Source organism: Pseudodonghicola flavimaris, assembly GCF_030164425.1.
In the GTDB taxonomy this organism is placed as follows: Bacteria; Pseudomonadota; Alphaproteobacteria; order Rhodobacterales; family Rhodobacteraceae; genus Pseudodonghicola; species Pseudodonghicola flavimaris.
This window is the reverse complement of record NZ_JASNJD010000001.1, coordinates 176,280-201,119: the sequence shown is the minus strand read 5'-3', so window position 1 is coordinate 201,119 and position 24,840 is coordinate 176,280. Positions and strand designations below refer to the sequence as shown.

Below are 24,840 nucleotides of genomic sequence, written 5' to 3'. Positions count from 1 at the left end.
GTTACGCCTTGTCTTTTTCGGCTTCGGTCTCCGGCGTCACGTCCTTGGCCGCCGTGGCCGCGTCTTCTTCCAGCTCCTTGGTGCCGTCGGTCACGCCCTTCTTGAAGGCGGTGATGCCCTTGCCCACCTCGCCCATGAGCGAGCTGATCTTGCCCCGCCCGAACAGGACCAGGACGACGACGGCGATCAGAAGCAGGCCGGGAAGGCCGATGTTGTTCAGCATGATGATATCTCCTTGCGTGGGCCCGGCGGCAGAGGATTCCCCGGGCGCTGTCCCCCTCTGGATAGCCGAGACGCCCGCCGCGCCGGAAGCGCGCACCGCCCTGCCCGGGCCGGATCAGGTGGCAAAATCGCCGCCCGCCGCGGCGCCCCGTCCACTCCTGACATGTTTTTGGCAGTTTTTCTGGGCAAAACCGACGAATCCCCCCATAACTGTGCCATGCCGCGCCAGGACCGCCTGTTCCAGCTCACCCGAATCCTTCGCGATGGTCAGTGCCACCGCGCCGAGGATCTGGCGCGCCGGCTCGACGTCTCGCTGCGCACGATCTACCGCGACATGGAGCGGCTGGCCGCGGCCGGCGTCCCGGTGACCGGCACCCGCGGCAGCGGCTACCGCGCAACCGGGACCACAGTGCTGCCGCCGCTCGCCCTCAGCCCGGAGGAGCTGGAAGTGTTGCACCTCGGTCTCGCCATCGTGGCCGAGGCCCCCGACCCCGGGTTCAAGAGCGCGGCGCAACGCCTCGCCGACAAGATCGACGCGCTGCTGCCGGAAACCGGCCTGCCCGAGGCCGAGGCGTGGAAATTCGCGCCAAGCCCCTTTGCCGATGCCGCCCGCGGCTTCTCCCATATGGCCGCCCTGCGCAGCGCCATCCGCGGCCGGCAGAAACTGCGGCTGCGCCACCGCCGCGCCGATGGCAGCATCGCCGAAGAAACGCTGCGGCCGCTTGAACTGGATCACTGGGGCCGCATCTGGACCCTCACCGGCTGGAGCGAGACCGCCGGCGATTTCCGCGAATGCCGGGTCGATCTGATCGAGGAGGCGCTGCCGCTGCCGGAGCTCTTCGTCGACGAGCCCGGAAAGCGCCTTGCCGACCTCCGGGCGCCGGGCTGACCCGGCCCTTCGACCTGGTCCAAATATCCCCGCCGGAGGCCCGCGCCCGCCCCGGGCGCGACAGCGGAATTTCCCCGAAATTCCGCAAAGGCAGGGACCTCGGGAAATCGCCTCTTGCTGACGTCAAACTGACGGGTCAGCGTTACACGCCTGGCCCCGCCCCCCTGTCTCCCTGGCGCGCCTGCCCCGGAGCTCCGCCCGTTCGGACCTGAAAAAGGTCCCCCGGACCTTTTTCCGGGCGCGCCTCACCCCAATTCGAAGGTGGTGACGCCGAAGACGCGGGAAAGATCGACGTGAGGCGCCGGGCCGCGATACATGCGGGCGGTCTCGAAGACCGGGCGCAGCCCCAACCCCTTGGCCATCACCACCGCCTCCACATTCGGTTCCGGCACGTCGAGGAAGACCTCCGCCCCGGCCGGCAGATCGCGGGTCAGTTCGCCCAGCACAGCGCGGGCCGCGCCCAGATCGCGGGCCACCAGTGGCCCGACCTTATAACCGGACTGACAGGCCCGCAGCGTACCGAAACCCGCCAGCGCCGCTCCGTCGAAGGCGGCGACCGAGCGGTGGCCCGGCGCGGTCAGCCAGGCCTCCCAGAAGGCGCTGCGGGTGGCGGGAAACACCTCTGCATCCATCCGCTCCAGCGCCGCGAAGGGCGCCGTCACCGGCCGCAGTTCCAGCCCCGGCTCCGGCGCCATCGGTCCGATCACGCCGCCGAACCGGATGTTGCGATAGGCCAGATCGAATCCCGACCGCTGGTAATTCGCCTGCTGCGCCACCACGCCGTCCAGCCCGACGACCCGGTCGCCGGCATGTTCCATCGCCGCCTGCCACAGCCTGAGCCCATGGCCCTGCCCGCGCAGCTCCGGCTGAACGATGTAGAATCCGAGAAAGGCGAAATCAGTGCCGTAGTTCACCACCGAGATCGAGGCGACCATTTCGCCTTTCCGGCGGCCGGCGAAAAACCCCTGCGGATCGACCCGGGCAAAACAGGCCATATCGCTGGCGCCGGGGTTCCAGCCCTCCGCCGCCGCCCAGTCGGAGACACGCGCGCGCTCCGCCTCTGTCATGATGCCGATGTCGTCCATATCCGGCCTCCCGTCCTGACGCCCCTCGCGGCAGAGTATTGCGCGGCGGTTGCGCCGGCGCCAGAGGTTTCCGCGCCGCGGCTCAGGCCGGGAAGACGAAGCAGCGGTCGCGGCGCACGGTCAGCCACATCACTCGGCCGGGCTGCGGCAGGAACACATTGGGAACCGTCGCCTTCAGCAGCGAGCCATCGTAATCCATGCGGAATTCCACCAGGCTCTCATGGCCCAGAAACCGCGCCCGTTCCACCACGCCGCGCGCCGCCACCCCTTCGGAGGGCGTCGGCAGCGGTCCCTGCCCGCCACGGTCGAAATCCAGCCGCACATGCTGCGGACGGAACACGATATCCACATCGGTGCCATCCGGCACCCCCGGCGCCAGAAACTGACCGAAGGGCGTTTCCGCCAGCGCCCCCTGCACCCGCGCCTGCAGCACGTTGGTATCGCTGAAAAACGCCACCGCCGCCAGATCGGCCGGGCGGGTGTAGACGTTATAGGGCGCGCCGCGCTGCACGATCCGACCGGCACGCATCAGGGCGATCTCGTCGGCCATGCGCATCGCTTCTTCCGGCTCATGCGTCACCAGCAGAACGGCGGTGTTCTCTTCCTTCAGCAGCGCCAGCGTCTCATCGCGGATCCCGTCGCGCAGCCGGTTGTCGAGCCCGGAGAAGGGTTCGTCCATCAGCATGATCTTCGGCCGCGGCGCCAGCGCCCGCGCCAACGCCACCCGCTGTTGTTCGCCGCCCGACAGCTGGTGCGGATAATCGTCGATATGGCCGATCAGATGCACCCGGGTCAGCAGTTCCTCGACCCGCGCACGTTTCTCCGCCTTGCTGCCCTGGCGCAGCCCGAAGGCGACGTTGTCGGCCACGCTCAGATGCGGGAACAAGGCGAAGTCCTGGAACATCAGCCCGATTTCGCGGCGTTCCGGCGGCACCCGGAAGATGGTGTCGCAGACCAGCTTGCCATCGACCCAGATCTCGCCCGAATCCTGCATCTCCACCCCGGCGATCATCCTGAGCGTGGTGGATTTGCCGCAGCCCGACGGGCCCAGCAGGCAGGTCACCTGGCCGGCACGGATGCTCAGCGACACGTCGTCGACCACCCGGCGGCCATCGAAGTGACGCACGAGGTTCCTGGTCTCAAGCCGGGGGGTGTCGTTCTCAGCGCTCAACAGCAGCCTCTTTGCCAAGCCCGGGGACAATCCGGGGTGCCGCCGGGCATAGCAATCCCCGGCGGCGGGAACAAGCGGTCAGCAGCACCCGCCGCTGCTGGCGGCCCCGCTGCCGGCGACGAGATCGTCAAACGGGCTGTCACCGCCGCAGCCGGCGAAGATGCCGTAGTGGGTCGAGAAATCGCCGATGAAGTCGAAATGCGGTGCCAGCCGAGTCTCGGCCAGCATCCGCCAGGTGTTGCCGCAGACCGGGAACACCCGTCCGGTTTCGATCACGTGGTGATCGTCGAGGCGCAGCGCATGCGGCGCTCCCGGCACCGTGCCCTTGTAGATCACCGCCTGGCCATAATCCTCGCAGGCCGGTTCCAGCCCCGGCAGGTTGAACAGACGGTAAGTGGCCGACAGGAAACGGATCGGCGCCACCCGCGCCTCCAGCGCCGGGTTCTCGATCGTCAGCGGCCGGTGCTCCACCCGCCGGGGATCGCCGAACCCCGCCGCCCGGGCCATGGTCAGGAAATCGTTCCAGTAAAGCGCCCCCGACAGGCATTCGCCATAGAGCACCTCGTCTTCGGCCAGCGCCGCCGGGATGCGGCGGTCGGCATAGACATCGGAGAAATACATCTCGCCGCCCGGGCGCAGCAGCCGCTGCGCCCCCCTGAGCACCGCCGCCTTGTCGGTGGCGAGGTTGAGCACGCAGTTCGACACGATGACATCGAAGGAGCCCGGCTCCAGATCGAGCGCGTCCAGCTTTTCGATGAACCCCTCGTGGAACTCCACATTCGAGCCGGCATGACCGAAGGCCTCGGCATGAAAGTCCTGATGGCGCCGCGCGACCTCCAGCTGGGCCGGCGTCATGTCGACGCCCACCACCCGGCCGCTTTCGCCGACCATGGCCGAGAGCGCATAGACATCGCGCCCGGCGCCGCAGCCCAGATCGAGGATCCGCATCCCCTCCAGCGCCTCGGGGGCGATCAGCCCGCAGCCGTAATAGCGGCTGAGCACCTCGTCGTGCAGCTTGGCCAGAATCGCCTTGAGATGATCGGGCACCGCACCGGCGGTGCAGCAGGCATTGGTCTGCAGATCGCCGCTGCCCTGCAGGGTTTCCCCGTAATAGGTCTGAACCGCTTCGTGTTTCATCGTGGCCTCCCCAAAGAAAGAGGCCGGGGCGCCCAGCCCCGGCCCGGCAGGGTTTACATGGTCAGGTTGGTGCCGCCGCCGTCCAGCAGAATATTCTGGCCGACGATAAAACCCGCGTGTTGCGAGCAGAGGAAGGCACAGGCGGCGCCGAATTCCTGCCGGGTGCCGTAGCGCCCCGCCGGGATCGAGGCGCAGCGCCGCGCGCGGGCCTCCTCGATGGTGATCCCCTGCTGCGCCGCCGCCGCGGTGTCGAGCGATTCCGCCCGGTCGGTGGCATGCAGCCCCGGCAACAGGTTGTTGATCGTCACGCCGGAGCCCGCCACCTGACGCGAGGTGCCGGCCACGTAGCCGGTCAGCCCGGTACGGGCCGAGTTCGACAGGCCCAGCACCGGGATCGGCGCGCGCACGGCCTGGCTGGTGATATTGACCACCCGGCCCCAGCCGCGATCCATCATCGCCGGCACCAGCGCCTTGATGAAGGCGATCGGCGTCAGCATGTTGGAATCGAGCGCCTTGATGAAATCCTCGCGCTCCCAGTCGGTCCACATCCCCGGGGGCGGACCGCCGGCGTTGTTGACCAGGATATCGACCCCCTCGGCCGCGGCCAGAACCGCCGCCTGGCCCTCGGGCGTGGTCACGTCGCAGGCCACCGTCACCACATCGACGCCATAGGTCGTGCGGATATCCTCGGCGCTGGCTTCCAGCGCCTCGGCACCGCGCGCGTTCATCACCAGATCGACGCCTTCGGCGGCCAGCGCCTCGGCACAACCGAGCCCCAACCCCTTGCTGCTGGCACAGACCAGCGCACGTTTTCCGGAAAGTCCAAGGTCCATCTTCACCTCTCCCCTGATCTAAAGCCCGGCCCCCGGGATGGCGCCGCGCCCGGGCGTCTGCCCGTATATCTCCCGCATCTCGGCCCGGATATGCCACAATTCAGGCCTAACCTAGCGTCAGCGGGGTTTCCGCTCTCACCGGTTCCGGGTCTCATCGACCCGGGACGCGCTGAGCCGTCTACGCCATTTGATAAAGGTCCCTGCCCGTGACCACAACAGACAGCCCGATTCAGGCGATCGCCGTCTATCCCGCCCGCAGCTTTCGCGTCACCGAAGGCGCCAATCTGGGCGATCCCATCGCCGACATGGACGATCTGATCCTCGACGACATCTATGAGCTGAGCCCGGAGGCGGAACCGCAGCGGCTGGTGCTGGAGGCGCTCGGCGACGGCGGCTTCCGCATCGCCGAGAACAGTGAGCGGGGCACCCCCGGCGCGCCGCTGCATCTGGACAGCGCGCTGCAGTTCATGTCCCCCGACGGCCAGATGACCGAGGCGCTGATCCTGGTCGAACTCGACCCCGAGGGGCTGATCGCCGGCCTGTCGCTGCTGCCGCTGAGCCCGCTGCGGCCGAAGACGGAATATCGCCTGGTCCGCGTCGACCGCGACAGCGCACGGGTGAAATTCGCCCAGATCGCCTGCGTGTCCTTCTCCCGCGGCACCCGGATCACCCTGGCGACCGGCGCCCAGGTCGCCATCGAGGATCTGAAGGTCGGCGATAGGGTGCTGACCCGCGACGACGGCCCGCAGGAGATTCGCTGGATCGGCCAGAGCACGGTGCGCGCCGCCGGCGCCTTCGCCCCCATCGTGATCACCGCCGGCACGCTGAACAATTCCGGCGATCTGGTGGTGAGCCCCGATCACCGTCTGTTCGTCTACCAGCGCAGCGACCGGCTGGGCGCCGGCCGGCCCGAACTTCTGGTCAAGGCGCGCCACCTGATCGACGGCGACAAGGTCTATGTCCAGACCGGCGGCTTCGTCGATTATTTCCAGCTGCTGTTCGACCGCCATCACATCATCTATGCCGAAGGCATCGCCGCCGAGAGCCTGCTGGTCGATCCGCGCACCCGCCCGGCGCTGCCGCCCGAACTTCTGGATCAGATCGGCGACGACCTGCCCGGTCATGCCCGTCAGGACGCCCATGGCGTCGACGTGCAGAAGGCGCTGCTCGACCGGCCGGACGCCATCGACCTGCTGCGCCGCGCCTCGACCGACTAGGCGCTGATTTCCTTGCCTCCGCCCCCGAGCGCGCCTATACGCGCGACCATGCTGGACACCGCCTCGAACAGACCCGCCGTGCCGCCGGAAATCGCCCGGCGCCGCACCTTTGCGATCATCTCTCACCCGGATGCGGGCAAGACCACGCTGACGGAGAAATTCCTCCTTTACGGGGGCGCCATCCAGATGGCCGGACAGGTGCGTGCCAAGGGCGAGGCCCGGCGGACCCGGTCGGACTTCATGCAGATGGAAAAGGACCGCGGCATCTCGGTCTCGGCCTCGGCGATGTCCTTCGACTATGGCAACTTCCGCTTCAACCTGGTCGATACCCCCGGCCACTCGGACTTTTCCGAGGACACCTATCGCACCCTGACGGCGGTGGACGCGGCGGTGATGGTGATCGACGGCGCCAAGGGGGTGGAAAGCCAGACCCAGAAGCTGTTCGAGGTCTGCCGCCTGCGCGATTTGCCGATCCTGACCTTCTGTAACAAGATGGACCGCGAGAGCCGCGACACCTTCGAGATCATCGACGAGATCCAGGAGATGCTGGCGATCGACGTGACCCCGGCCAGCTGGCCGATCGGTCAGGGCCGCGATTTCATCGGCTGCTACGACATCCTGCGCGACCGGCTGGAACTGATGGACCGCGCCGACCGCAACAAGATCGCGGAATCGATCAAGATCGAGGGGCTGGACGATCCCAAGCTGGCCGAACATGTCCCCGCCCATCTGCTGGACCAGCTGATGGAAGAGCTGGAGATGGCCCGCGAACTGCTGCCCAAGCTCGACCCGCAGGCGGTGCTCGAAGGTCACATGACGCCGATCTGGTTCGGCTCCGCCATCAACTCCTTCGGGGTGAAGGAACTGATGGACGGCATCGGCACCTACGGGCCGGAGCCGCAGCCACAACAGGCCAGCCCGCGCCAGATCCTGCCGGAGGAAACCAAGGTCGCCGGTTTCGTCTTCAAGGTTCAGGCCAATATGGACCCCAAGCACCGCGACCGGGTGGCCTTTGTCCGGCTGGCCTCGGGCCACTTCAAGCGCGGCATGAAGCTGCTGCACGTGCGATCGAAGAAACCGATGGCGGTGTCGAACCCGGTGCTGTTTCTCGCCTCCGACCGCGAACTGGCGGAAGAGGGCTGGGCCGGCGATATCATCGGCATCCCCAACCACGGCCAGCTGCGCATCGGCGACACGCTGACCGAGGGCGAGGCACTGCGGGTCACTGGCATCCCCTCCTTCGCGCCGGAACTGCTGCAGACGGTGCGCGCGGGCGACCCGATGAAGGCCAAGCACCTGGAAAAGGCGCTGATGCAATTCGCCGAGGAAGGCGCCGCCAAGGTGTTCAAACCCTCGATCGGCTCCGGCTTCATCGTCGGCGTCGTCGGCGCCCTGCAGTTCGAGGTTCTGGCCTCCCGGATCGAGATGGAATACGGCCTGCCGGTGCGCTTCGAGCCCAGCCAGTTCACCTCGGCCCGCTGGGTCAGCGGCGACAAGCTGGCGGTGGACAAATTCGTCAATGCCAACAAGCAGCATATCGCCCACGATCACGACGGCGACATCGTCTATCTGACCCGGCTGCAATGGGATATCGACCGGATCGAACGGGATTATCCCGACCTGACGCTGAGCGCGACCAAAGAGATGATGGTCTGAGCGCGGATGGCTGAGACGGCCAAGCCCGGCATCGCGCTGAAGGTGCCGCACCGCAAGCGCGAAACCGACCCCGACCGGCTGCGCTGGGGGACCGTCTCGACCATCAAGGCGCCGTTACAGGCGATCGCCCGGTTCGCGGCCTATCACCTCGATCTCGGGGCGGCGCTGGTCGATATCTACCTCGATGAGCCCGACCCGCAGGTGGTGGAGTTCTTCGCGCCGCACCCCCGGGTGCGGCTGACCCAATGCGATGATGCCTACTGGCAGGACAAGCCCGAGCGGGCGCGTAGTTCGCATCAGCTGCGCCAGGCCTTCAACGCCTCCCGCGCCTATCGCAAGAGCGACCTGCACTGGCTGACCCATATCGATGTCGACGAATTCCTGATCGCGCCGCGCCCGATGGCAGAGATTCTGGCCGCCGTCGCCCCAGAGGCCGCCTTTGCCCGCGTCCGCCCGGCAGAGCTGCTGGCCCAGCCCGATCCCTGGCGCGGTCCCTCGCACTTCAAGCTGACCCGGCGCGAACTGGGGCTGACCAAGGCCGAGCTGGTCCGCATCTACCCCGATTACGGTGCCTATGTGCCCGAGGGGTTCCTAGGCTACACCGGCGGCAAGAACATCGCCCGCACCGGCCTGCCGCAGATCCGGCTGGGCATCCATGCCGTGCTGCACAAGGGCCAGCCGATCACCAATTTCGAACGTCTGCCCGAGGTTCACCTGGGCCATGCCCATGCGCCCGACTGGACCCATTTCGAACGCCATCTGAAGTTCCGGATGAACAAGGGCTCTTATCGCGAAAAACTGCGCGATCGCATGCGGTTGCGCGACGTGATCGATATCGTGATCGAGGATTCCGGCACCGCCGGCCTGCGTCGGTTCTATGACGAGCTGAACGCCGCCACCCCGGAGCTGCTGGAGCGGCTGGCGGCCCATGGCATGTTGCTGACCGCGTCTCTCGATCTCGACGAGAAAGTCGCGCGCTGGTTCGGCGACCTGCCCTGACGCGCGCCTGGGTGCCGCACCACGGCTGAGATACCCACACCTCCCGCCCCCCCCTTCGCATGCCCTGAGGCCTGTGCTAGACCTCAGGGGCAACCGGAGCCCTGCCGCAGCGCTCCTTGGCTTGGGGCAATCGGGATACAGCGCAATGGAGCCAAAGCGATCCGAAGCCGGCATCAAATGGGGCATCGTCAGCACCATAAAGGCGGATGAGAGAGAGATTCTCGAATTCGCTGCCTATCACCTCGAACTCGGGGCGCATCGGCTCTACATCCATCTCGACGATCCTGAGCAGGAGACTTTCGACCGGCTCAAGGCACATCCGAAAATCCGCGTCTTCGCCTGTGACGAGGCCTACTGGCGCAAACGCGGCAAGCGGCCGGTCAAGCATCAGGCGCGGCAGACCGCCAATGCCACCCGGCTCTATCGTCGTGCCCGCGATGTCGACTGGCTGATTCACATCGACGTCGACGAATTCCTCTGGCCCGGGCCCCCGCTGGCCGATCAGCTGGCCGCCCTGCCCGCCGATATCCTCTGTGCCCGGGTCCGCCCGATCGAGGCGCTGGCCGGGCCGGAGCCGCTGTTCAAGGGGTTCATCCCCGCCGGCCCGGAACGAGAGGCGACGGTGGAACGGCTCTATCCCCGCTTCGGGGCCTTCGTGAAGGGCGGCTTTCTCAGCCATCTGGCCGGTAAGCTCTTCGTGCGCACCGGGCTGGGGCCGACAACGCTGAAGATCCACAATGTCTTTGTCGGCGATCAGATGAATCCCGGGGAGACCGAGCTGCGCGACACCCTGCTCTGTCACAACCACGCCAAGAACTGGGACGAGTGGATCGCCAGCTTTCAGTACCGGCTGTCGCAGGGCTCTTATCGCGCCGAACTGGCCCCTTCGCGGCCCCGCGAACACGGGGGGCTGACCCTGCACGAGGTTCTCAGCACCATTCACGACAGCGAGGGTGATGCCGGTCTGCGCGCCTTCTACGACGAGCTTTGCGCCGACACCCCCAGCCTGCGCGGGGCGCTGGAGCGCGAAGGCCTGTTGCATCGCTGCGAGCTCGATCTGACGGCGAAGTACCGGAAACAGTTCCACGGATAGCCGGAAACCGTTTCCAAAAGATCAGGGTTTGCAATGAATTTTCATGCTTTTGCAACTCTGTTTGACCCCATCCCCAGATTTTGCTATGCGGCTGCACGAGCCGGTATGCGAAAGTCGCAGCACCAACCGGGGCCGGCTCCTGATCAGATGCGCGGGCCAAGTCGATGTCCGCGAAATGCGGTAACATATGACGAAATTCACTGACCTGAATCTGAACCCCAAGGTTCTGAAAGCCATCGAAGAAGCCGGGTATGAAAGCCCGACCCCCATTCAAGCGGGCGCGATTCCGCCGGCGCTGCAGGGCCGCGACGTGCTGGGCATCGCCCAGACCGGCACCGGCAAGACCGCCAGCTTCACGCTGCCGATGATCACGCTGCTGGCGCGCGGCCGTGCCAGGGCGCGGATGCCGCGGTCGCTGGTTCTGTGCCCGACACGGGAACTGGCCGCCCAGGTGGCGGAAAACTTCGACACCTACACCAAGCACCTGAAGCTGACCAAGGCGCTGCTGATCGGCGGCGTCTCGTTCAAGGAGCAGGACGCGCTGATCGACAAGGGCGTCGACGTGCTGATCGCTACCCCGGGCCGGCTGCTGGATCACTTCGAACGCGGCAAGCTGTTGCTGACCGGCGTGCAGATCATGGTGGTGGACGAAGCCGACCGGATGCTGGACATGGGGTTCATCCCCGATATCGAACGCATCTTCTCGCTCACCCCCTTCACCCGCCAGACCCTGTTCTTCTCGGCCACCATGGCGCCGGAGATCGAGCGGATCACCAATACCTTCCTGTCGAATCCCGAACGGATCGAGATCGCCCGCCAGGCGACCGCCTCGGAGACCATCGAACAGGCGGTGGTGGAATTCAAAGCCTCGCGCCGCGACCGCGAGGGCAGCGAGAAACGCCACCTGCTGCGGGCGCTGATCGATGGCGAGGGCGACAAGCTGTCCAACGGCATCATCTTCTGCAACCGCAAGACCGATGTCGATATCGTCGCGAAATCGCTGAAGAAATACGGCTATGACGCGGCCCCGATCCACGGCGATCTGGACCAGAGCCAGCGGACCCGGACCCTCGATGGCTTCCGCGACGGCTCGCTGCGCATCCTCGTGGCCTCGGACGTCGCCGCCCGGGGGCTCGACGTGCCCAGCGTCAGCCATGTGTTCAACTTCGACGTGCCCAGCCATGCCGAGGACTATGTCCACCGCATCGGCCGCACCGGCCGCGCCGGGCGTGAGGGCAAGGCGATCACCATCTCCTCGACCCGCGACGAAAAGCTGCTCGACGCGGTAGAGCGGCTGCTGCAGAAGCAGATTCCGCGCCTGGAGAACCCGCTAAAATCCGCCCCGGTGGCGGAGGTGGCAGAGGCGCCCGAAGCCGACGCACCGCAAAGCGACGACAGCCGGAGCAGCGAACGGTCGCGGTCGAAACCCGCATCGAAACCGGCGCCGAAGGCCTCGGGCAGCAGTAGCAGCAGCAGCAGCCACAAATCCGGCGCGCCGAAATCCTCGAAATCGCGCAGCAGCAGCAGCCGTGGCCAGGACAGCAAGGTCGTCGGCATGGGCAATCACATGCCCAGCTTCATCGCGCTGAGCTTTGAAGAGCGCCGCGCCACCGCCTGAGGCGGCCTAAAACGGGAACATTCTGACACCCCGGCCAGTCCGGGGTGTTTTCATTTCCGTACTTCGGCTGGCCATCCCCTGTCCGCCATGATTAGTTCGCGCAGGCTCCTTGGGGCAGAGACGGAGGCCGAGATGACACTGAAGGCAGAGGCAGACCTGTTGTACCGGCCGCTCCCCCTGCCCTGCGGCGTCACGTTGAAGAACCGGATCGCCAAATCGGCGATGTCCGATGCTCTGGGCGATGGCTGCGGCGCCCCGACCGAAGCACAGATGCATCTTTATCGCCGCTGGGCCGATGGCGGGCTGGCCCTGTCGCTTGTGGGAGAGGTTCAGGGCAATCCGCATTTCGCCGAGAACCCCGGCAATCTCGTCCTGAACGACGCCTCAGATCCGGCTGGATTCGCGGCGTTGGCGCGGGCCGGCCAGCAGGACGGGACGCAGCTTTGGCTGCAACTGGGGCATGCTGGCGCATTGGCCTATGCCGCCACCAGCAGCCCCAGGGGTCCAAGTGCGCTCGATCTGCCCGGGCTGCACTGCGCCGGCCTCAGCCCGGATGACATCCGGGCGCTGCCGCCGCAGTTCGCCCGCACCGCCCGTCTGGCACAGGAGCTCGGTTTTGGCGGGGTCCAGGTTCACGCCGCACATGGCTTTCTGCTCAGCCAGTTTCTGTCACCGCTGTTCAACCGGCGCGGCGATGGCTATGGCGGCGACATAACCGGCCGGATGCGGATCGTGATCGAGGTTGTCGAGGCCGTGCGCCAGGCTGTCGGCCCGTCCTTCCCCATTGCGATCAAGCTGAACGCAACGGATCAGCTCGAAGGCGGGCTCACCGGGGCGGAGGCGCTCAGGGTCGTCGCCGCCCTCGACAAAACTGGTGTGGATCTGATCGAGATCAGCGGTGGCACCTATTTTCCCGGCGCCAGTTCCGCCTCCGACAATGCCGCGACAGAGGGCCCCTATTTCCTCGACTTTGCCCGCGCCGCCCGCCGGCAGACGAACAAGCCGCTGATGCTGACCGGCGGTTTCAAGACCCGGGCGCAGGCCCTGTCGGCCCTCGGCGAAGGGGCCGTCGACGTCATCGGGCTGGCACGCGCCTTCGTCCTCGATCCGCAGTTGCCGCGGAGCTGGCGCACGCCCTCCGGCCATGATCCAGGGTTTCCCCGCTTCACGACCCGGCCCGAAGGGGGTGTCACCGCATGGTACACCATGCGGCTGGCGGCGCTGGCCCAGAACCGGGAGACGGGAGAAGATATGGATGTCGATGCCGCACTGGCCGCCTCTGGCCGCCGCGACGCGATGCGGGCGGCCAGTTGGCGACAGCACTTCGGCCTCTGACAGCCGCCGCGGCCGCAGCCGCGACGGAGATCAGCCCAACCGGCTGATGACCACGGTCACCTCGGGCTTCTTGCCGATCTCGTTCATCGTGCTCTGACGCGCGACCCGGCGCAGCCCCTCTTCCAGCTTGTCGTCATCGGTCAGCGTCTTGCGGTTGGCGCGGCCCAGGAACTGGCTCAGATCCTCTTCCACCACCTCGACCAGGCCGGCATTGGAACTGCCCATCTCGGCCAACCCCTTGATGTCGACCCAAGCGCCGTCAATGGGATCATCGTCCTCATCGAGAACGACAGAGACCACCATATGACCGTTCAGCGCCATGCGGATGCGGTCGCGCACGATCCCGTCCAGCGCCCCAACCTTGACCGAGCCGTCCAGATAAGTGCGGCCGGTCTCGACATAGTCGGCCACCGTCGGCGCATTGCCGGAGAGATCCAGCATCATACCGTTGACCGCGATCACCGACTGGATGCCGCCGGCTTCGGCCAGCCGCGCATGTTCGCGCAGATGGCGGTGTTCGCCATGCATCGGGATCAGCATCTGCGGCCGCATGATCTCATGCATCCGCTGCAGGTCCGGGCGGTTGGCGTGGCCCGACACGTGATAAAGGCCGCCGTGATCGTCGACCACGTCGATGCCCTTCTCGCTCAGCTGGTTCATGATGCGGATGACGCCGCGTTCGTTGCCCGGGATGGTCTTCGAGGAAAACAGGAACATGTCGCCCTCCTTCAGCTCCAGCCCGCGGTACTTGCCGCGCGCGAGCTGGGCACTGGCGGCGCGCCGCTCGCCCTGGCTGCCGGTGACCAGCAACATCAGGTTCTCACGCGGGATGTCCTGCGCCTCTTCCGGGCTCACCACCTTGGGAAAGCTGCGCAGAACGCCGGTTTCCACCGCCGCCTCGACCATCCGGCGCATCGCCCGGCCCAGCAGAACAATGGACCGTCCGGCACGATCGCCGGCCTCGGCCAGCGTCTTCAACCGGGCCACATTGGAGGCGAAGGTGGTTGCCACCACCATGCCCTGGGCCGATAGGACCAGTTCCTCAATCGGTTTGCCCAGCTCGGATTCCGAGCGGCCCGGCTGCGGCGAGAACACATTGGTCGAATCGCAGACCAGCGCCCGCACCCCGGGTTTGGCCACCTCGGCCCAGAGTTCCGGATCGAAGGCCTCCCCCACCACCGGAGCGGGGTCGAGCTTGAAGTCGCCGCTGTGCACCACCCGGCCCGCCGGGCTGTCGATCACAAGCCCGGCACTCTCCGGGATGGAGTGCGAAATCGGCAGGAAACCGATGCTGAAGGGGCCCGCCTTCACCGTCTCCGGCCAGGCGGAGGCAGTGGTCACCGCCTCGTCCGGCAGGCCGTATTCCGACAGCTTGCCGCGGGCGATATTGGCGGTGAAGGCGCGCGCGTAGATCGGCGCCCCCAGTTCGTTGTAAAGATGCGACACCGCGCCGATGTGGTCTTCGTGCGCATGGGTGATGAAGACAGCCTCCAGCCTGTCCGTCCGCTCCTTCAGCCAGGCGATGTCGGGCATGATCAGATCGACCCCCGGGGTGCCGTCCATGTCCGGAAAGGCCACGCCCAGATCGACCAGGATCAGCCGCTCCTCTCCCGGCGCGCCGTAGCCGTAGACATAGGCATTCATGCCGATTTCGCCTGCGCCGCCAAGCGGCAGATAGATCAGTCTCTCGCTGCTCATATCACTCCGTTTTCTTTGTTATAGCGATGGATCACGGTCAGCCCGTGCATCGTGAGGTCGTCTTCGAAGCGGTCGAACAAATCTTCGCCCTGCTGAAACAGGGGCGCCAGACCGCCGGTCGAGATCACCTTCATCGGGCGGCCGTATTCAGCCTTGATGCGGTCGATGATCCCGGTAATCAGCCCGATATAGCCCCAGAACACGCCGGATTGAATACATTCAACCGTATTTGTGCCGATCACCTTGTCGGGCTGGCTGATATCCACATGCGGCAGCGCCGCCGCCCCCGAATGCAGCGCCTCCAGGCTCAGGTTCACCCCCGGCGCGATCACCCCGCCGACATAGGCGCCATCGGCCGCGACCACGTCGAAATTGGTGGCGGTGCCGAAATCGACCACCACCACATCGCCGCCGTGGCGGTCGAAGGCGCCGGCGGCATTGGCCAGCCGGTCGGGCCCGGGCCGCGTGCCCTCGTCGACGCGCGGGTCATGCGGCAGCAGACAGTCGGGTCGGCCCACCACCAGCGGCCGGCAGCCGAAGAAGCGGTCGGCGAAGATGCGCAGGTTGAAGACCACGCGCGGCACCGTCGAGGAGATGATCACATCGTTGATCTCCGCCTCGATCCCGTAGTGCTTCATCAGCGTCGAGAACCAGGTGAAATAGGCATCCGCCGTGCGCCCGTGGTGCGTCGAGGTGCGCAGGGTGCACAGGAACCGCTCTCCGTCCCAGACCGAGAACACGGTGTTGGTATTGCCGCAGTCGATGGCAAGAAGCATGGGGCCTCCCCTCCCGATGAAATCAGAAATAGACGTCCGCCGCCGGGATCCGCACGCGGCCAGAGGCGGTGGACAGAACCAGTTGGCCATCGGTGTCGATGGTTTCGAAGATCCCGACGGTTTCCGAGGTGCCGGTGCGCGCGACGATCTGCTCCCCCAGACGCGCGGCGCGGGCCAGCCAGGCGCTGCGGATCGGGGCGAACCCCTCGGTCGAAAGCTGCGCCTCGTAACGGTCGTAGGCCAACGCCAGTTCGATCAGGAAATCGTCCGGGGTTATCAGTACCCCTGTCTCTCCGGCCAGCGATACCGGGCGCACGGCCCCGGGCTCCACCGCCTCGACAGGCGGCGCATCGGCCAGGTTCACACCGATTCCCACGGCCAGATACAGCCTGTCGGGCCCCAGGCTGAGGCTCTCCAGCAGGATGCCGGCCAATTTGCCGCCGTTCAGCAGGACGTCGTTGGGCCATTTCAGCGCCAGCCCCTCGGCCCGGCCGATCACCGCGACGCAGGCATCGAACAGCGCCAGCGCGGCCACGAAACTGCGCAGCGCCGCCTGCTGCGGGCCGCAGCCGGGATTATAGACCAGTGTCGAGTAGAGATTGCCGCGCGGGCTGTCCCAGTTACGACCGCGTCGCGCACGGGCTGCGGTCTGCAACCGCGCCAGCATCCAGACCGGCCTGCTCACCCCCGGGGCGATCCGCGCCGCCTCGGCCAGGGTACTGTCGATTTCGTCGTAGATGCGGAGGTCATAGGCTTCGGGCCAAACGCTCATCCTGCGGACCTCCGGGGCAACTCTGTCGCCATACAGCGGGGCGCCCAGACCGGGCGCCCCGATTTGCTCAGTTCAGCAGCGTGGCGGCGGCAGCAGCGGCTGCCCCATCCACGCCGAACATGTTCACGATCCCGGCGACCATCACCACAGCGGAGGCGGTCAGCAGCAGCCACAGCACCGGCGAACGGTGGGTGTCGAGCTCTTCACCGTCCTTGCCGAAGTACATGAAGTACACGATCCGCAGGTAGTAGAAGGCCGCGATGACCGAGGCCACCACACCGGCGATCGCCAGCCAGGCCAGACCACCCTCATAGGCGGCGCGCAGCACGTAGAACTTCCCGAAGAAGCCCAGCATCGGCGGCACACCGGCCATGGAGAACATCAGCACCAGCATCGCCAGCGCCTTGCCCGGCTCGCGCTTGGAATACATGTTCAGCGCGTTGATATCGGTCACCGGCTTGCCGTCCTTCTCCATCATCAGGATGAAGGCGAAGGTGCCGATGTTCATGGTGACGTAGATCGCCATGTAGATCAGCATCGACTGCACACCGAAGACGGTGCCAGAAGCCAGACCCATCAGGGCGAAGCCCATATGGGTGATCGAAGAATAGGCCATCAGGCGCTTGATATCGCGCTGGCCGATGGCGGCGACCGAGCCGACGAACATCGACAGCAGCGACAGCACCGCGATCACCTGGCTCCAGTCCGGGATGGCATTGCCGAAGGCATCGAACAGCAGCCGCGCCAGCATGCCCATCGCAGCCATCTTCGGCGCAGTGGCAAAGAAGACGGTGACCGGGGTCGGCGAGCCTTCGTAGACGTCCGGCGTCCACATGTGGAACGGAACGGCGGAGACTTTGAAGGCCAGGCCCGAGATCAGGAACACCAGGCCGAACAGCAGGCCGATCGACACTTCGCCATGCTGTGCCGTCTGGATGATGCCGGAGAACAGCGTCGTGCCGGCATAGCCATAGACCAGCGAGGCGCCATAGAGCAGCAGGCCCGAGCTCAGCGCGCCGAGGACGAAGTATTTCAGGCCGGCTTCGGTCGACTTCACGCTGTCACGACGCAGCGCCGCGACGACGTAGAGCGCCAGCGATTGCAGCTCCAGCCCCATATAGAGGGTCATCAGGTCCCCGGCGGAGACCATGACCAACATGCCCACGACCCCCAGCGCCACCAGCACCGGATATTCGAACCGCAGGATGCCGCGGCGCGACATGTACTCCTGGCTCATCACCAGGACCAGCGCGGCGGAGAGCAGGATCACCACCTTGGCGAAACGGGCGAAGCCGTCGTTGATGAACATGCCACCGAAGGCTTCCTGGGTTCCGGCCGGCGCGGTGCCGATCCAGAGCCCCAGCAGCAGCATCAGCGCGGCGGTCACCCAGACCAGCGTCGGGCCCAGTTTGTCCTTGCCGGTGTAAACCGCCGCCACCAACGCCAGCAGGGCGAAGAGGGCCAGAACGATTTCCGGCAGGATTACAGTGAGATCAGCCTGGATCATCTGTCCGGTTCCCTTAGTTCGATGCGTGCTGCGTTGCGGCCTCGGCCGCAGCCAGCGCAGTGTCAAAATGCTCGACCAGCGCGGTGGTCGACGGGCTGATGATGTCGGTCACCAGCGCCGGGTAGAAGCCCAGGATCAGGGTCATCGCCACCAGCGGCGCGAAGATCCATTTCTCTCGCGCGCTCATGTCCTTGATGGTCTTCAGGCTCTCCTTGATCAGATCGCCGAACACCACCCGGCGATAGAGCCAGAGGCCATAGGCGGCGGACCAGATCACCCCGGTGGCGGCGACGGCGGCAACCCAGGTGTTGACCTTGAAGACGCCCATCATGGTGAGGAATTCACCGATGAAACCCGAGGTCCCCGGCAAGCCGATGTTGCCCATGGTGAAGAACATGAAGACCAGGGCATAGGCCGGCATCCGGTTCACCAGACCGCCATAGGCGGAGATTTCACGGGTGTGCATACGGTCATAGATCACCCCGACGCAGAGGAAGAGCGCGGCGGAGATGAACCCGTGGCTCAGCATCTGGAAGATGGCGCCGTCGATCCCCTGCTGGTTGGTGGCGAAGAGACCCATGGTCACGAAGCCCATGTGCGCAACCGAGGAATAGGCGATCAGCTTCTTCATGTCCTCCTGCACCAGTGCCACCAGCGAGGTATAGACAATGGCGATCGCCGACATCCACAGCACCAAGGGCGCCATCACGTCGGAGCCAACCGGGAACATCGGCAGGCTGAAGCGCAGGAAGCCGTAGCCGCCCATCTTCAGCATGATCGCCGCCAGCAGCACCGAGGCCGCGGTAGGCGCCTGAACGTGGGCGTCCGGCAGCCAGGTATGCACCGGCCACATCGGCATCTTCACCGCGAAGGAGGCGAAGAAGGCGAGGAACAGCATCGTCTGCATGCCCCCCAGCACGTGGATCCCCAGCACCGAGAAGCTCTCGGTCGCGAATTCGTGGGTCAGCAGCAGCTCGATATCCGTGGTGCCGGCATCGGCATACATCGCCACCATCGCCACCAGCATCAGAACCGAGCCGAGGAAGGTGTAGAGGAAGAACTTGAAGGAGGCATAGATGCGGTTGGCCCCGCCCCAGATGCCGATGATCAGGAACATCGGGATCAGACCGGCTTCGAAGAACAGGTAGAACAGCACCAGATCGAGCGCCATGAACACGCCGAGCATCAGGGTCTCGAGCATGAGGAAGGCGATCATATATTCCTTCACCCGGTCGGTGACATTCCAGCTGGCCAGAATGGTCAGCGGCATGATGAAGGTGGTCAGCAGCACGAAGAGCACGCTGATCCCGTCAACGCCCATCTTGTACTTCATCCCCATCAGCCATTCGCCCTCTTCCACGAACTGGAAGCCGGTGTTGGAGGGATCGAACTCGGTATAGAGCGCGATGGAGATCAGGAAGGTCACCGTGGTGGCGAAGAGCGCCACCCATTTGGCGTTGCGCTGCGCCGCAGCATCATCGCCGCGCAGGAACACCGCCAGGATCAGCGCCGCCAGTGCCGGCACGAAGGTGATAATGGAAAGCAGGTTGTCCATCAGTGTGCTCCTCCGCCGATCGACATCCAGGTAACGAGGGCAGCTATGCCCAGCACCATCCAGAAGGCGTAGGTGAAGATGTAGCCAGACTGCGCCCGGCCCGCGAGCCGGGTGAAGAACGGAACGACCCCCAGGGCGATCCCGTTCAGGAAACCGTCGATGGTCTTGCCATCGCCGCGTTTCCACAGCAGCCGGCCCAGAGCCACGATGGGCTTCACCAGAACGGCGTCATAAAGTTCGTCGAAGTACCACTTGTTCAGCAGGAACAGGTAGAGCGGGCGCTGGCTTTCGGCCAGCTTCTTGGGCAGCGCCGGGTTGACCAGGTAGAACCAGATCGCGACCAGCAGGCCCAGCACCATGGCGATGAAGGGCGAAACCTTGACCCAGGCGGGGGCCGCATGGGCAGCTTCCAGCACACGGTTGTCGGCCCCGATGTAGAGCGCCCCCTGGCCCGGCTCGCCGGCGAAGACCATATGGCCCCCACCCTCGGCCGCGTGGCCCTCGGTGGCAGTGTCGGCGGCGGCGGTCGTCTCGCCATGCGCTGCGGTGGTTTCACCATGCGCGGCGGTCTCGCCGTGGCCGGCGTCACCGTGCATCGTCGCCTCGGCAACCGGGATCCCGTAGAATTCACCCAGCTGGTCGGCGTGGCCGAAGAAGTTATTGTACCACAGCATCCCGGCGAAGACGGCGCCCAGGCTGAGAACGCCCAGCGGGATCAGCATGACCATCGGGCTTTCATGGGCATGATCATGCGCATGTTTGTCGCCGCGCGGCGTGCCGAAGAAGGTCAGGAAGATCAGACGCCAGGAGTAGAAGCTGGTGAAAGCGGCCGCGATGACCAGAGCCCAGAAGCCGAAGGTCGACCCGCCGGCCCAGGCGCTCTCGATGATGGCGTCCTTGGACAGGAAGCCGGCGAAGCCGAAGTGGGTCAGCGGAATGCCGACACCGGTGATCGCCAGCGTGCCAAGCACCATGGTCCAGAAGGTGAAGGGGATCTTCTTGCGCAGACCACCGTAGTTCCGCATGTCCTGCTCGTGATGCATCGCGTGGATGACCGAACCGGCGCAGAGGAACAGCAGCGCCTTGAAGAAAGCGTGCGTCAGCAGGTGGAACATTGCCGCGGAATAGACGCCGACACCGGCGGCCACGAACATGTAGCCCAGCTGCGAACAGGTCGAATAGGCGATCACCCGTTTGATGTCGGTCTGAACCAGGCCCACGGTCGCCGCGAAGAAGGCGGTGATGGCGCCCAGAATGGTGATGAAGCCCGTCGCGTAGGGGGCGAATTCCATCACCGGCGACATCCGGCAGACCAGGAAGACACCGGCGGTGACCATGGTCGCGGCGTGGATCAGCGCCGACACCGGGGTCGGGCCTTCCATCGCGTCCGGCAGCCAGGTGTGCAGCAGCAGCTGCGCCGATTTCCCCATCGCCCCGATGAAGAGCAGGATGGCGATCACTTCCGAAGCGGTCCATTCCCCCCAGAGGAAGGTCAGCTTGGTTTCCGCCAGCGTCGGCGCATAGGCGAAGACATCGTTGAAGTTGATGCTGTCGGACAGGAAGAACAGCGCGAACATTCCCAGCGAGAAGCCGAAGTCGCCGACCCGGTTGACCACGAAGGCCTTCATGGCGGCGGCGGAGGCCGAGGGCTTGCGATAATAGAAGCCGATCAGCAGGTAGGAGGCGAGACCCACGCCCTCCCAGCCGAAGAACATCTGCACCAGGTTGTCGGCGGTCACCAGCGACAGCATCGCGAAGGTGAAGAGCGACAGATAGGCGAAGAACCGCGGCTTGTAGCTTTCGCCGTCCTTGAAAGCCGGGTCATGCGCCATGTAGCCGAAGCTGTAGAGGTGCACGAAGGCGGAGACCGTGGTCACCACGATCAGCATGATCGCGGTCAGTCGGTCCAGCCGGATCGACCAGGAGGTCGACAGCGAGCCGCTTTCGATGAACCGCAGCACCTCGATATGCTGGGTGACACCGTCGAAGCTGAGGAAGACGACCCAGCTCAGTGCGCAGGAGAGGAACAGCAGGCCCGTGGTAACCCACATGGCTGCCGTCTCGCCGATGATTTTCCAGCCAAAGCCGGCCAGGATCGCACCGACGAGCGGGGCGAAGAGGATGATGGTTTCCATAGGTCTCTTACCCCTTCATCACATTGACGTCTTCGACCGCGATGGTGCCGCGGTTGCGGAAGAAACACACGAGGATGGCAAGCCCGATCGCGGCCTCGGCCGCGGCGACCGTCAGCACGAAGAGCGTGAAGACCTGCCCCGCCATATCGTGCAGAAAAGACGAGAAGGCGACGAAGTTGATGTTCACAGACAGCAGGATCAATTCGATGCTCATCAGCAGAATGATCACATTCTTGCGGTTCAGGAACAGCCCGAAGATCCCGATCACGAACAGCGTGGCTGCCACGGTTAGGTAATGCTCAAGTCCGATCATATCGTCCCTCTGGGCCTGGCCCATTCGTTCATTCTCTCGTTGCCCCGGTCGCCCGGGACTGCCGGACATCGCCCGGCCTAGACATCACGTCACCGCATTGCGGCGCGTTTCAGTTTCCACCAGCGGTACAGCAACCAGCTGACCGCGGCCTTCACCCCCCAGATCAGAGCGACCCCGATAATCCCAACCTTGCTGAACACCAGGTGGGCGAGGCCGATCCAGTCCATTGCTCAGAGCCCCTGCCCCGGCTTGACATCGCGCAGCTCCATCGCCTTGGCCGGATCGCGGTAAAGCTGGGCCAGAACGTTCTGCCGTTTGATGTCCTGCCTGTGGCGCAGCGTCAGGACGATCGCCCCGATCATCGCGACCAGCAGGATCAGCCCTGCCAGCTGGAACAGCAGGAAGTATTTGTCATAGAGCAGCGACGCGATCGCCTCGGTATTGGTGATATCGCTCGGCGTCGGTGCCGCGCGCAGCGTCTCGGCGGCGCCGTTGGCCTCCCAGGCGCCATAGGCAACGACGAATTGCATCAGGATGATCAGCCCGACCAGCAGCGCCAGCGGCAGGTACTTGGCCATCTCCGCCTTAAGCGCGGCGAAGTCGACATCCAGCATCATCACCACGAAGAGGAACAGAACCGCCACCGCGCCGACATAGACGATCACCAGCAGCATGGCGACGAATTCGGCTCCCAGCAGAACGAACAGCCCCGCCGAAGAGATGAAGGCCAGGATCAGCCAGAGCACCGAGTGAACCGGCTGTCGGCTGATCACGGTGAACAGCCCGCCCGCGAGGGCGCAAATCGCGAACAGGTAAAAGGCAAACACGCTCATGCTTCGTCATCCTCGTTGTCGCCGGCCATGGCCTCACGCGCCAGTTCCAGCGCCCGGGTCATCGCCGGAATGCCGGCGAAGACCGACATCTGGCCGATCGTTTCCACGATCTCCTGTTTCTTCGCGCCCGCCTCGATCGCGTGGCGCACGGTCTGACGCACGGCCGTATCGGCCTGCGCGCCCTGCATCGTCAGTCCCGCCAGCGTCAAGAGCAGCCGGGTCTTGGCATCGAGCCCTTCCTTGTTGAACGCATTGCCGAACATGAATTCCATGAAGTCCTTGGGCATGGTCGGCCAGAGCGCCTCGAACCCTTTCGGGCTGAAGCTCTCGAGCGCGGGATTGAAGGCACGCGCCATGTCATGGGCCTGCTTCATCATGGCCTCGAACGGATTCTTCGGCGTCTCGCTCATCGGTAGGGCGCATCCAGTTCCAGGTTACGGGCGATCTCGGCTTCCCAGCGGGCCCCGTTGTCCAGCAGCTTTTCCTTGTCGTAGAACAGCTCTTCGCGGGTCTCGGTGGAGAATTCGAAATTCGGTCCCTCGACGATCGCATCCACCGGGCAGGCTTCCTGACAGAATCCGCAGTAGATGCATTTCGTCATGTCGATGTCGTAACGCGTGGTGCGGCGGCTGCCGTCCTCGCGCGGTTCGGCGTCGATGGTGATGGCCTGGGCCGGACAGATCGCTTCGCACAGCTTGCAGGCGATGCAGCGTTCTTCCCCGTTGGGATACCGCCGCAGCGCATGTTCGCCCCGAAAACGCGGGCTGAGCGGCCCTTTTTCGTGCGGGTAGTTCACCGTCATCTTCGGTCCGAAGAAATACTTCAGGCCCAGCTTCATGCCGGTGAAGAAATCGGCGAGCAGGAAGTATTTCGCGGCGCGGGTATAGTCGATCTGCGTCATTTTGCTGAGCACTCCACTTGTGCGGGGCTTGTCTTAGTCTTGGTCACGCCCTGTCTCCTCAGCCCCAGCGCGCGAAGGCGCCCCAGAACCAGTCGAACCGTGCCGCGAAGGCCACGAAGACCACCCAGACCAGCGACATCGGCAGGAAAATTTTCCAACCCAAGCGCATCAGCTGGTCATAGCGGTAGCGGGGCGTGATGGCCTTCACCATGGCGAACATGAAGAAGACGAAAAGCATCTTGGCGATCATCCACAGCACGCCATCGGGCAGGCCCGGGATCGGCGACAGCCAGCCGCCGAAGAACAGCAGCGTCGTCAGCGCGCACATCAGGACCACCGCCGTCAGTTCACCGATCATGAACAGCAGGAAGGGGGTGGAGCTGTATTCGACCTGATAGCCGGCCACCAGTTCCGATTCCGCTTCCGGAAGGTCGAAGGGCGGGCGGTTGGTTTCGGCCAGCGCCGAGATGAAGAACAGGAACAGCATCGGCAGATGCGGCAGCCAGTACCAGCTGAACAGACCGAAGCGGCCGTCCTGGGCATGGACGATATCGGTCAGGTTCATCGACCCGGTGGAGATGATCACACCGATGATGATCAGACCGATCGACACCTCGTAGGAGATCATCTGCGCCGCAGAGCGCAGCGAGCCGAGGAAGGGGTATTTCGAGTTCGACGCCCAGCCGCCCATGATCACGCCGTAAACCTCGAGCGAGGAGATGGCGAAGACATAGAGGATCGCGACGTTGATGTTCGAGACCACCCAACCGTCGTTGAAGGGGATCACCGCCCAGGCGATCAGCGACATCACCAGGGTGATCATCGGCGCCAGGAGGAAGACGAAGCGGTCGGCCCCGGCAGGGAAGACCACCTCTTTCACCATGTATTTCAGGAAGTCGGCAAAGCTCTGGAGCAGCCCGTAGATGCCAACCACGTTGGGTCCGCGCCGCATCTGCACCGCGGCCCAGACCTTGCGGTCGGCATACATCAGGAACGCCAGCGCCACCAGCAGCGGCACCACAACCAGAAGCACCTGCCCGATCAGGACGAGGGCGATGCCCAGATAGGTGTTGGAAAAGAAGTCAGCCATAGGTC

The 24,840-nt window shown here is 65.2% G+C and carries 24 protein-coding genes; 7 read left to right on the top strand and 17 right to left on the bottom strand.

Translation table 11 applies throughout. From position 1 onward, the window contains the following. Position 1 precedes the first annotated feature (1 nt). Positions 2 to 223, bottom strand: a complete 222-nt coding sequence (locus tag QO033_RS00960) for a twin-arginine translocase TatA/TatE family subunit (RefSeq protein ID WP_284479045.1) — start codon at positions 221 to 223, stop codon at positions 2 to 4. A gap of 216 nt (positions 224 to 439) precedes the next feature. On the opposite strand from QO033_RS00960, the gene QO033_RS00955 reads away from it, so the two are divergent. Continuing rightward, entirely contained in the window at positions 440 to 1,111 is a 672-nt protein-coding gene (locus QO033_RS00955) for a helix-turn-helix transcriptional regulator (RefSeq protein WP_284479044.1), read from the top strand. Between the two features lie 245 nt (positions 1,112 to 1,356). On the opposite strand, the gene QO033_RS00950 is transcribed toward QO033_RS00955, so the two are convergent. The 4 genes from QO033_RS00950 to QO033_RS00935 form a co-directional block, all read right to left on the bottom strand. Continuing rightward, complete coding sequence (locus QO033_RS00950; RefSeq protein ID WP_284479043.1) at positions 1,357 to 2,196, bottom strand: GNAT family N-acetyltransferase; 840 nt, start codon at positions 2,194 to 2,196, stop codon at positions 1,357 to 1,359. Positions 2,197 to 2,278: 82 nt separating this feature from the next. Continuing rightward, positions 2,279 to 3,367, bottom strand: a complete 1,089-nt coding sequence (locus QO033_RS00945) for an ABC transporter ATP-binding protein (RefSeq protein WP_284479042.1) — start codon at positions 3,365 to 3,367, stop codon at positions 2,279 to 2,281. A gap of 78 nt (positions 3,368 to 3,445) precedes the next feature. Beyond that, the gene (locus tag QO033_RS00940; RefSeq protein WP_284479041.1) at positions 3,446 to 4,504 is read right to left on the bottom strand and encodes a methyltransferase domain-containing protein; all 1,059 of its coding nucleotides are present in this window, start codon (positions 4,502 to 4,504) and stop codon (positions 3,446 to 3,448) included. Between the two features lie 53 nt (positions 4,505 to 4,557). Then, positions 4,558 to 5,337, bottom strand: coding sequence for an SDR family oxidoreductase (locus QO033_RS00935; protein WP_284479040.1), 780 nt, complete (start codon positions 5,335 to 5,337; stop codon positions 4,558 to 4,560). A gap of 206 nt (positions 5,338 to 5,543) precedes the next feature. Between QO033_RS00935 and QO033_RS00930 the strand changes: the two genes are divergently transcribed. From QO033_RS00930 to QO033_RS00905, 6 genes are all read left to right on the top strand, one after another. Beyond that, positions 5,544 to 6,554, top strand: a complete 1,011-nt coding sequence (locus QO033_RS00930) for a Hint domain-containing protein (RefSeq protein ID WP_284479039.1) — start codon at positions 5,544 to 5,546, stop codon at positions 6,552 to 6,554. Between the two features lie 48 nt (positions 6,555 to 6,602). After that, on the top strand, positions 6,603 to 8,210 hold the full coding sequence (locus QO033_RS00925) for a peptide chain release factor 3 (RefSeq protein WP_284479038.1): 1,608 nt from the start codon (positions 6,603 to 6,605) through the stop codon (positions 8,208 to 8,210). Positions 8,211 to 8,216: 6 nt separating this feature from the next. Further along, complete coding sequence (locus QO033_RS00920) at positions 8,217 to 9,209, top strand: glycosyltransferase family 2 protein (RefSeq protein ID WP_284479037.1); 993 nt, start codon at positions 8,217 to 8,219, stop codon at positions 9,207 to 9,209. Between the two features lie 145 nt (positions 9,210 to 9,354). Next, positions 9,355 to 10,302 (top strand): glycosyltransferase family 2 protein, encoded by a 948-nt coding sequence (locus tag QO033_RS00915; protein ID WP_284479036.1) that lies wholly within the window; start codon positions 9,355 to 9,357, stop codon positions 10,300 to 10,302. Positions 10,303 to 10,489: 187 nt separating this feature from the next. Further along, the gene (locus QO033_RS00910) at positions 10,490 to 11,920 is read left to right on the top strand and encodes a DEAD/DEAH box helicase (protein WP_284479035.1); all 1,431 of its coding nucleotides are present in this window, start codon (positions 10,490 to 10,492) and stop codon (positions 11,918 to 11,920) included. Positions 11,921 to 12,052: 132 nt separating this feature from the next. Further along, positions 12,053 to 13,255 carry an oxidoreductase gene (locus QO033_RS00905; protein ID WP_284479034.1) on the top strand — a complete coding sequence of 401 codons (1,203 nt, stop codon included), beginning with the start codon at positions 12,053 to 12,055 and terminating at the stop codon, positions 13,253 to 13,255. A 30-nt stretch (positions 13,256 to 13,285) separates the two neighbouring features. Here the strand turns inward: QO033_RS00905 and QO033_RS00900 are convergent, their stop codons facing one another. The 12 genes from QO033_RS00900 to nuoH form a co-directional block, all read right to left on the bottom strand. After that, entirely contained in the window at positions 13,286 to 14,953 is a 1,668-nt protein-coding gene (locus QO033_RS00900; RefSeq protein ID WP_284479033.1) for a ribonuclease J, read from the bottom strand. Then, a complete protein-coding gene (locus QO033_RS00895; RefSeq protein WP_284479032.1) occupies positions 14,950 to 15,729 on the bottom strand; it encodes a type III pantothenate kinase in 780 nt (259 codons plus the stop codon). Before QO033_RS00895 ends, QO033_RS00900 begins: the two co-directional genes overlap by 4 nt. 22 nt (positions 15,730 to 15,751) lie before the next feature. Then, the gene (locus QO033_RS00890; RefSeq protein WP_284479031.1) at positions 15,752 to 16,501 is read right to left on the bottom strand and encodes a biotin--[acetyl-CoA-carboxylase] ligase; all 750 of its coding nucleotides are present in this window, start codon (positions 16,499 to 16,501) and stop codon (positions 15,752 to 15,754) included. A gap of 67 nt (positions 16,502 to 16,568) precedes the next feature. Next, positions 16,569 to 18,008: an NADH-quinone oxidoreductase subunit NuoN gene (nuoN, locus tag QO033_RS00885; RefSeq protein WP_284479030.1), complete on the bottom strand. Its 1,440-nt coding sequence runs from the start codon at positions 18,006 to 18,008 to the stop codon at positions 16,569 to 16,571. A 13-nt stretch (positions 18,009 to 18,021) separates the two neighbouring features. Further along, on the bottom strand, positions 18,022 to 19,563 hold the full coding sequence (locus QO033_RS00880) for an NADH-quinone oxidoreductase subunit M (protein ID WP_284479029.1): 1,542 nt from the start codon (positions 19,561 to 19,563) through the stop codon (positions 18,022 to 18,024). Beyond that, positions 19,563 to 21,698, bottom strand: a complete 2,136-nt coding sequence (gene nuoL / locus QO033_RS00875; protein WP_284479028.1) for an NADH-quinone oxidoreductase subunit L — start codon at positions 21,696 to 21,698, stop codon at positions 19,563 to 19,565. Before nuoL ends, QO033_RS00880 begins: the two co-directional genes overlap by 1 nt. A gap of 7 nt (positions 21,699 to 21,705) precedes the next feature. After that, on the bottom strand, positions 21,706 to 22,011 hold the full coding sequence (gene nuoK / locus QO033_RS00870; protein ID WP_284479027.1) for an NADH-quinone oxidoreductase subunit NuoK: 306 nt from the start codon (positions 22,009 to 22,011) through the stop codon (positions 21,706 to 21,708). 89 nt (positions 22,012 to 22,100) lie between these two features. Then, a complete protein-coding gene (locus QO033_RS00865) occupies positions 22,101 to 22,238 on the bottom strand; it encodes a hypothetical protein (protein WP_284479026.1) in 138 nt (45 codons plus the stop codon). 3 nt (positions 22,239 to 22,241) lie between these two features. Further along, positions 22,242 to 22,844, bottom strand: a complete 603-nt coding sequence (locus QO033_RS00860) for an NADH-quinone oxidoreductase subunit J (RefSeq protein ID WP_284479025.1) — start codon at positions 22,842 to 22,844, stop codon at positions 22,242 to 22,244. Continuing rightward, positions 22,841 to 23,254, bottom strand: coding sequence for a carboxymuconolactone decarboxylase family protein (locus tag QO033_RS00855; protein ID WP_284479024.1), 414 nt, complete (start codon positions 23,252 to 23,254; stop codon positions 22,841 to 22,843). Before QO033_RS00855 ends, QO033_RS00860 begins: the two co-directional genes overlap by 4 nt. Beyond that, positions 23,251 to 23,745 carry an NADH-quinone oxidoreductase subunit NuoI gene (gene nuoI / locus QO033_RS00850; protein ID WP_284479023.1) on the bottom strand — a complete coding sequence of 165 codons (495 nt, stop codon included), beginning with the start codon at positions 23,743 to 23,745 and terminating at the stop codon, positions 23,251 to 23,253. Before nuoI ends, QO033_RS00855 begins: the two co-directional genes overlap by 4 nt. Positions 23,746 to 23,803: 58 nt before the next feature. Continuing rightward, complete coding sequence (nuoH, locus tag QO033_RS00845) at positions 23,804 to 24,835, bottom strand: NADH-quinone oxidoreductase subunit NuoH (protein WP_284479022.1); 1,032 nt, start codon at positions 24,833 to 24,835, stop codon at positions 23,804 to 23,806. Positions 24,836 to 24,840 lie beyond the last annotated feature (5 nt).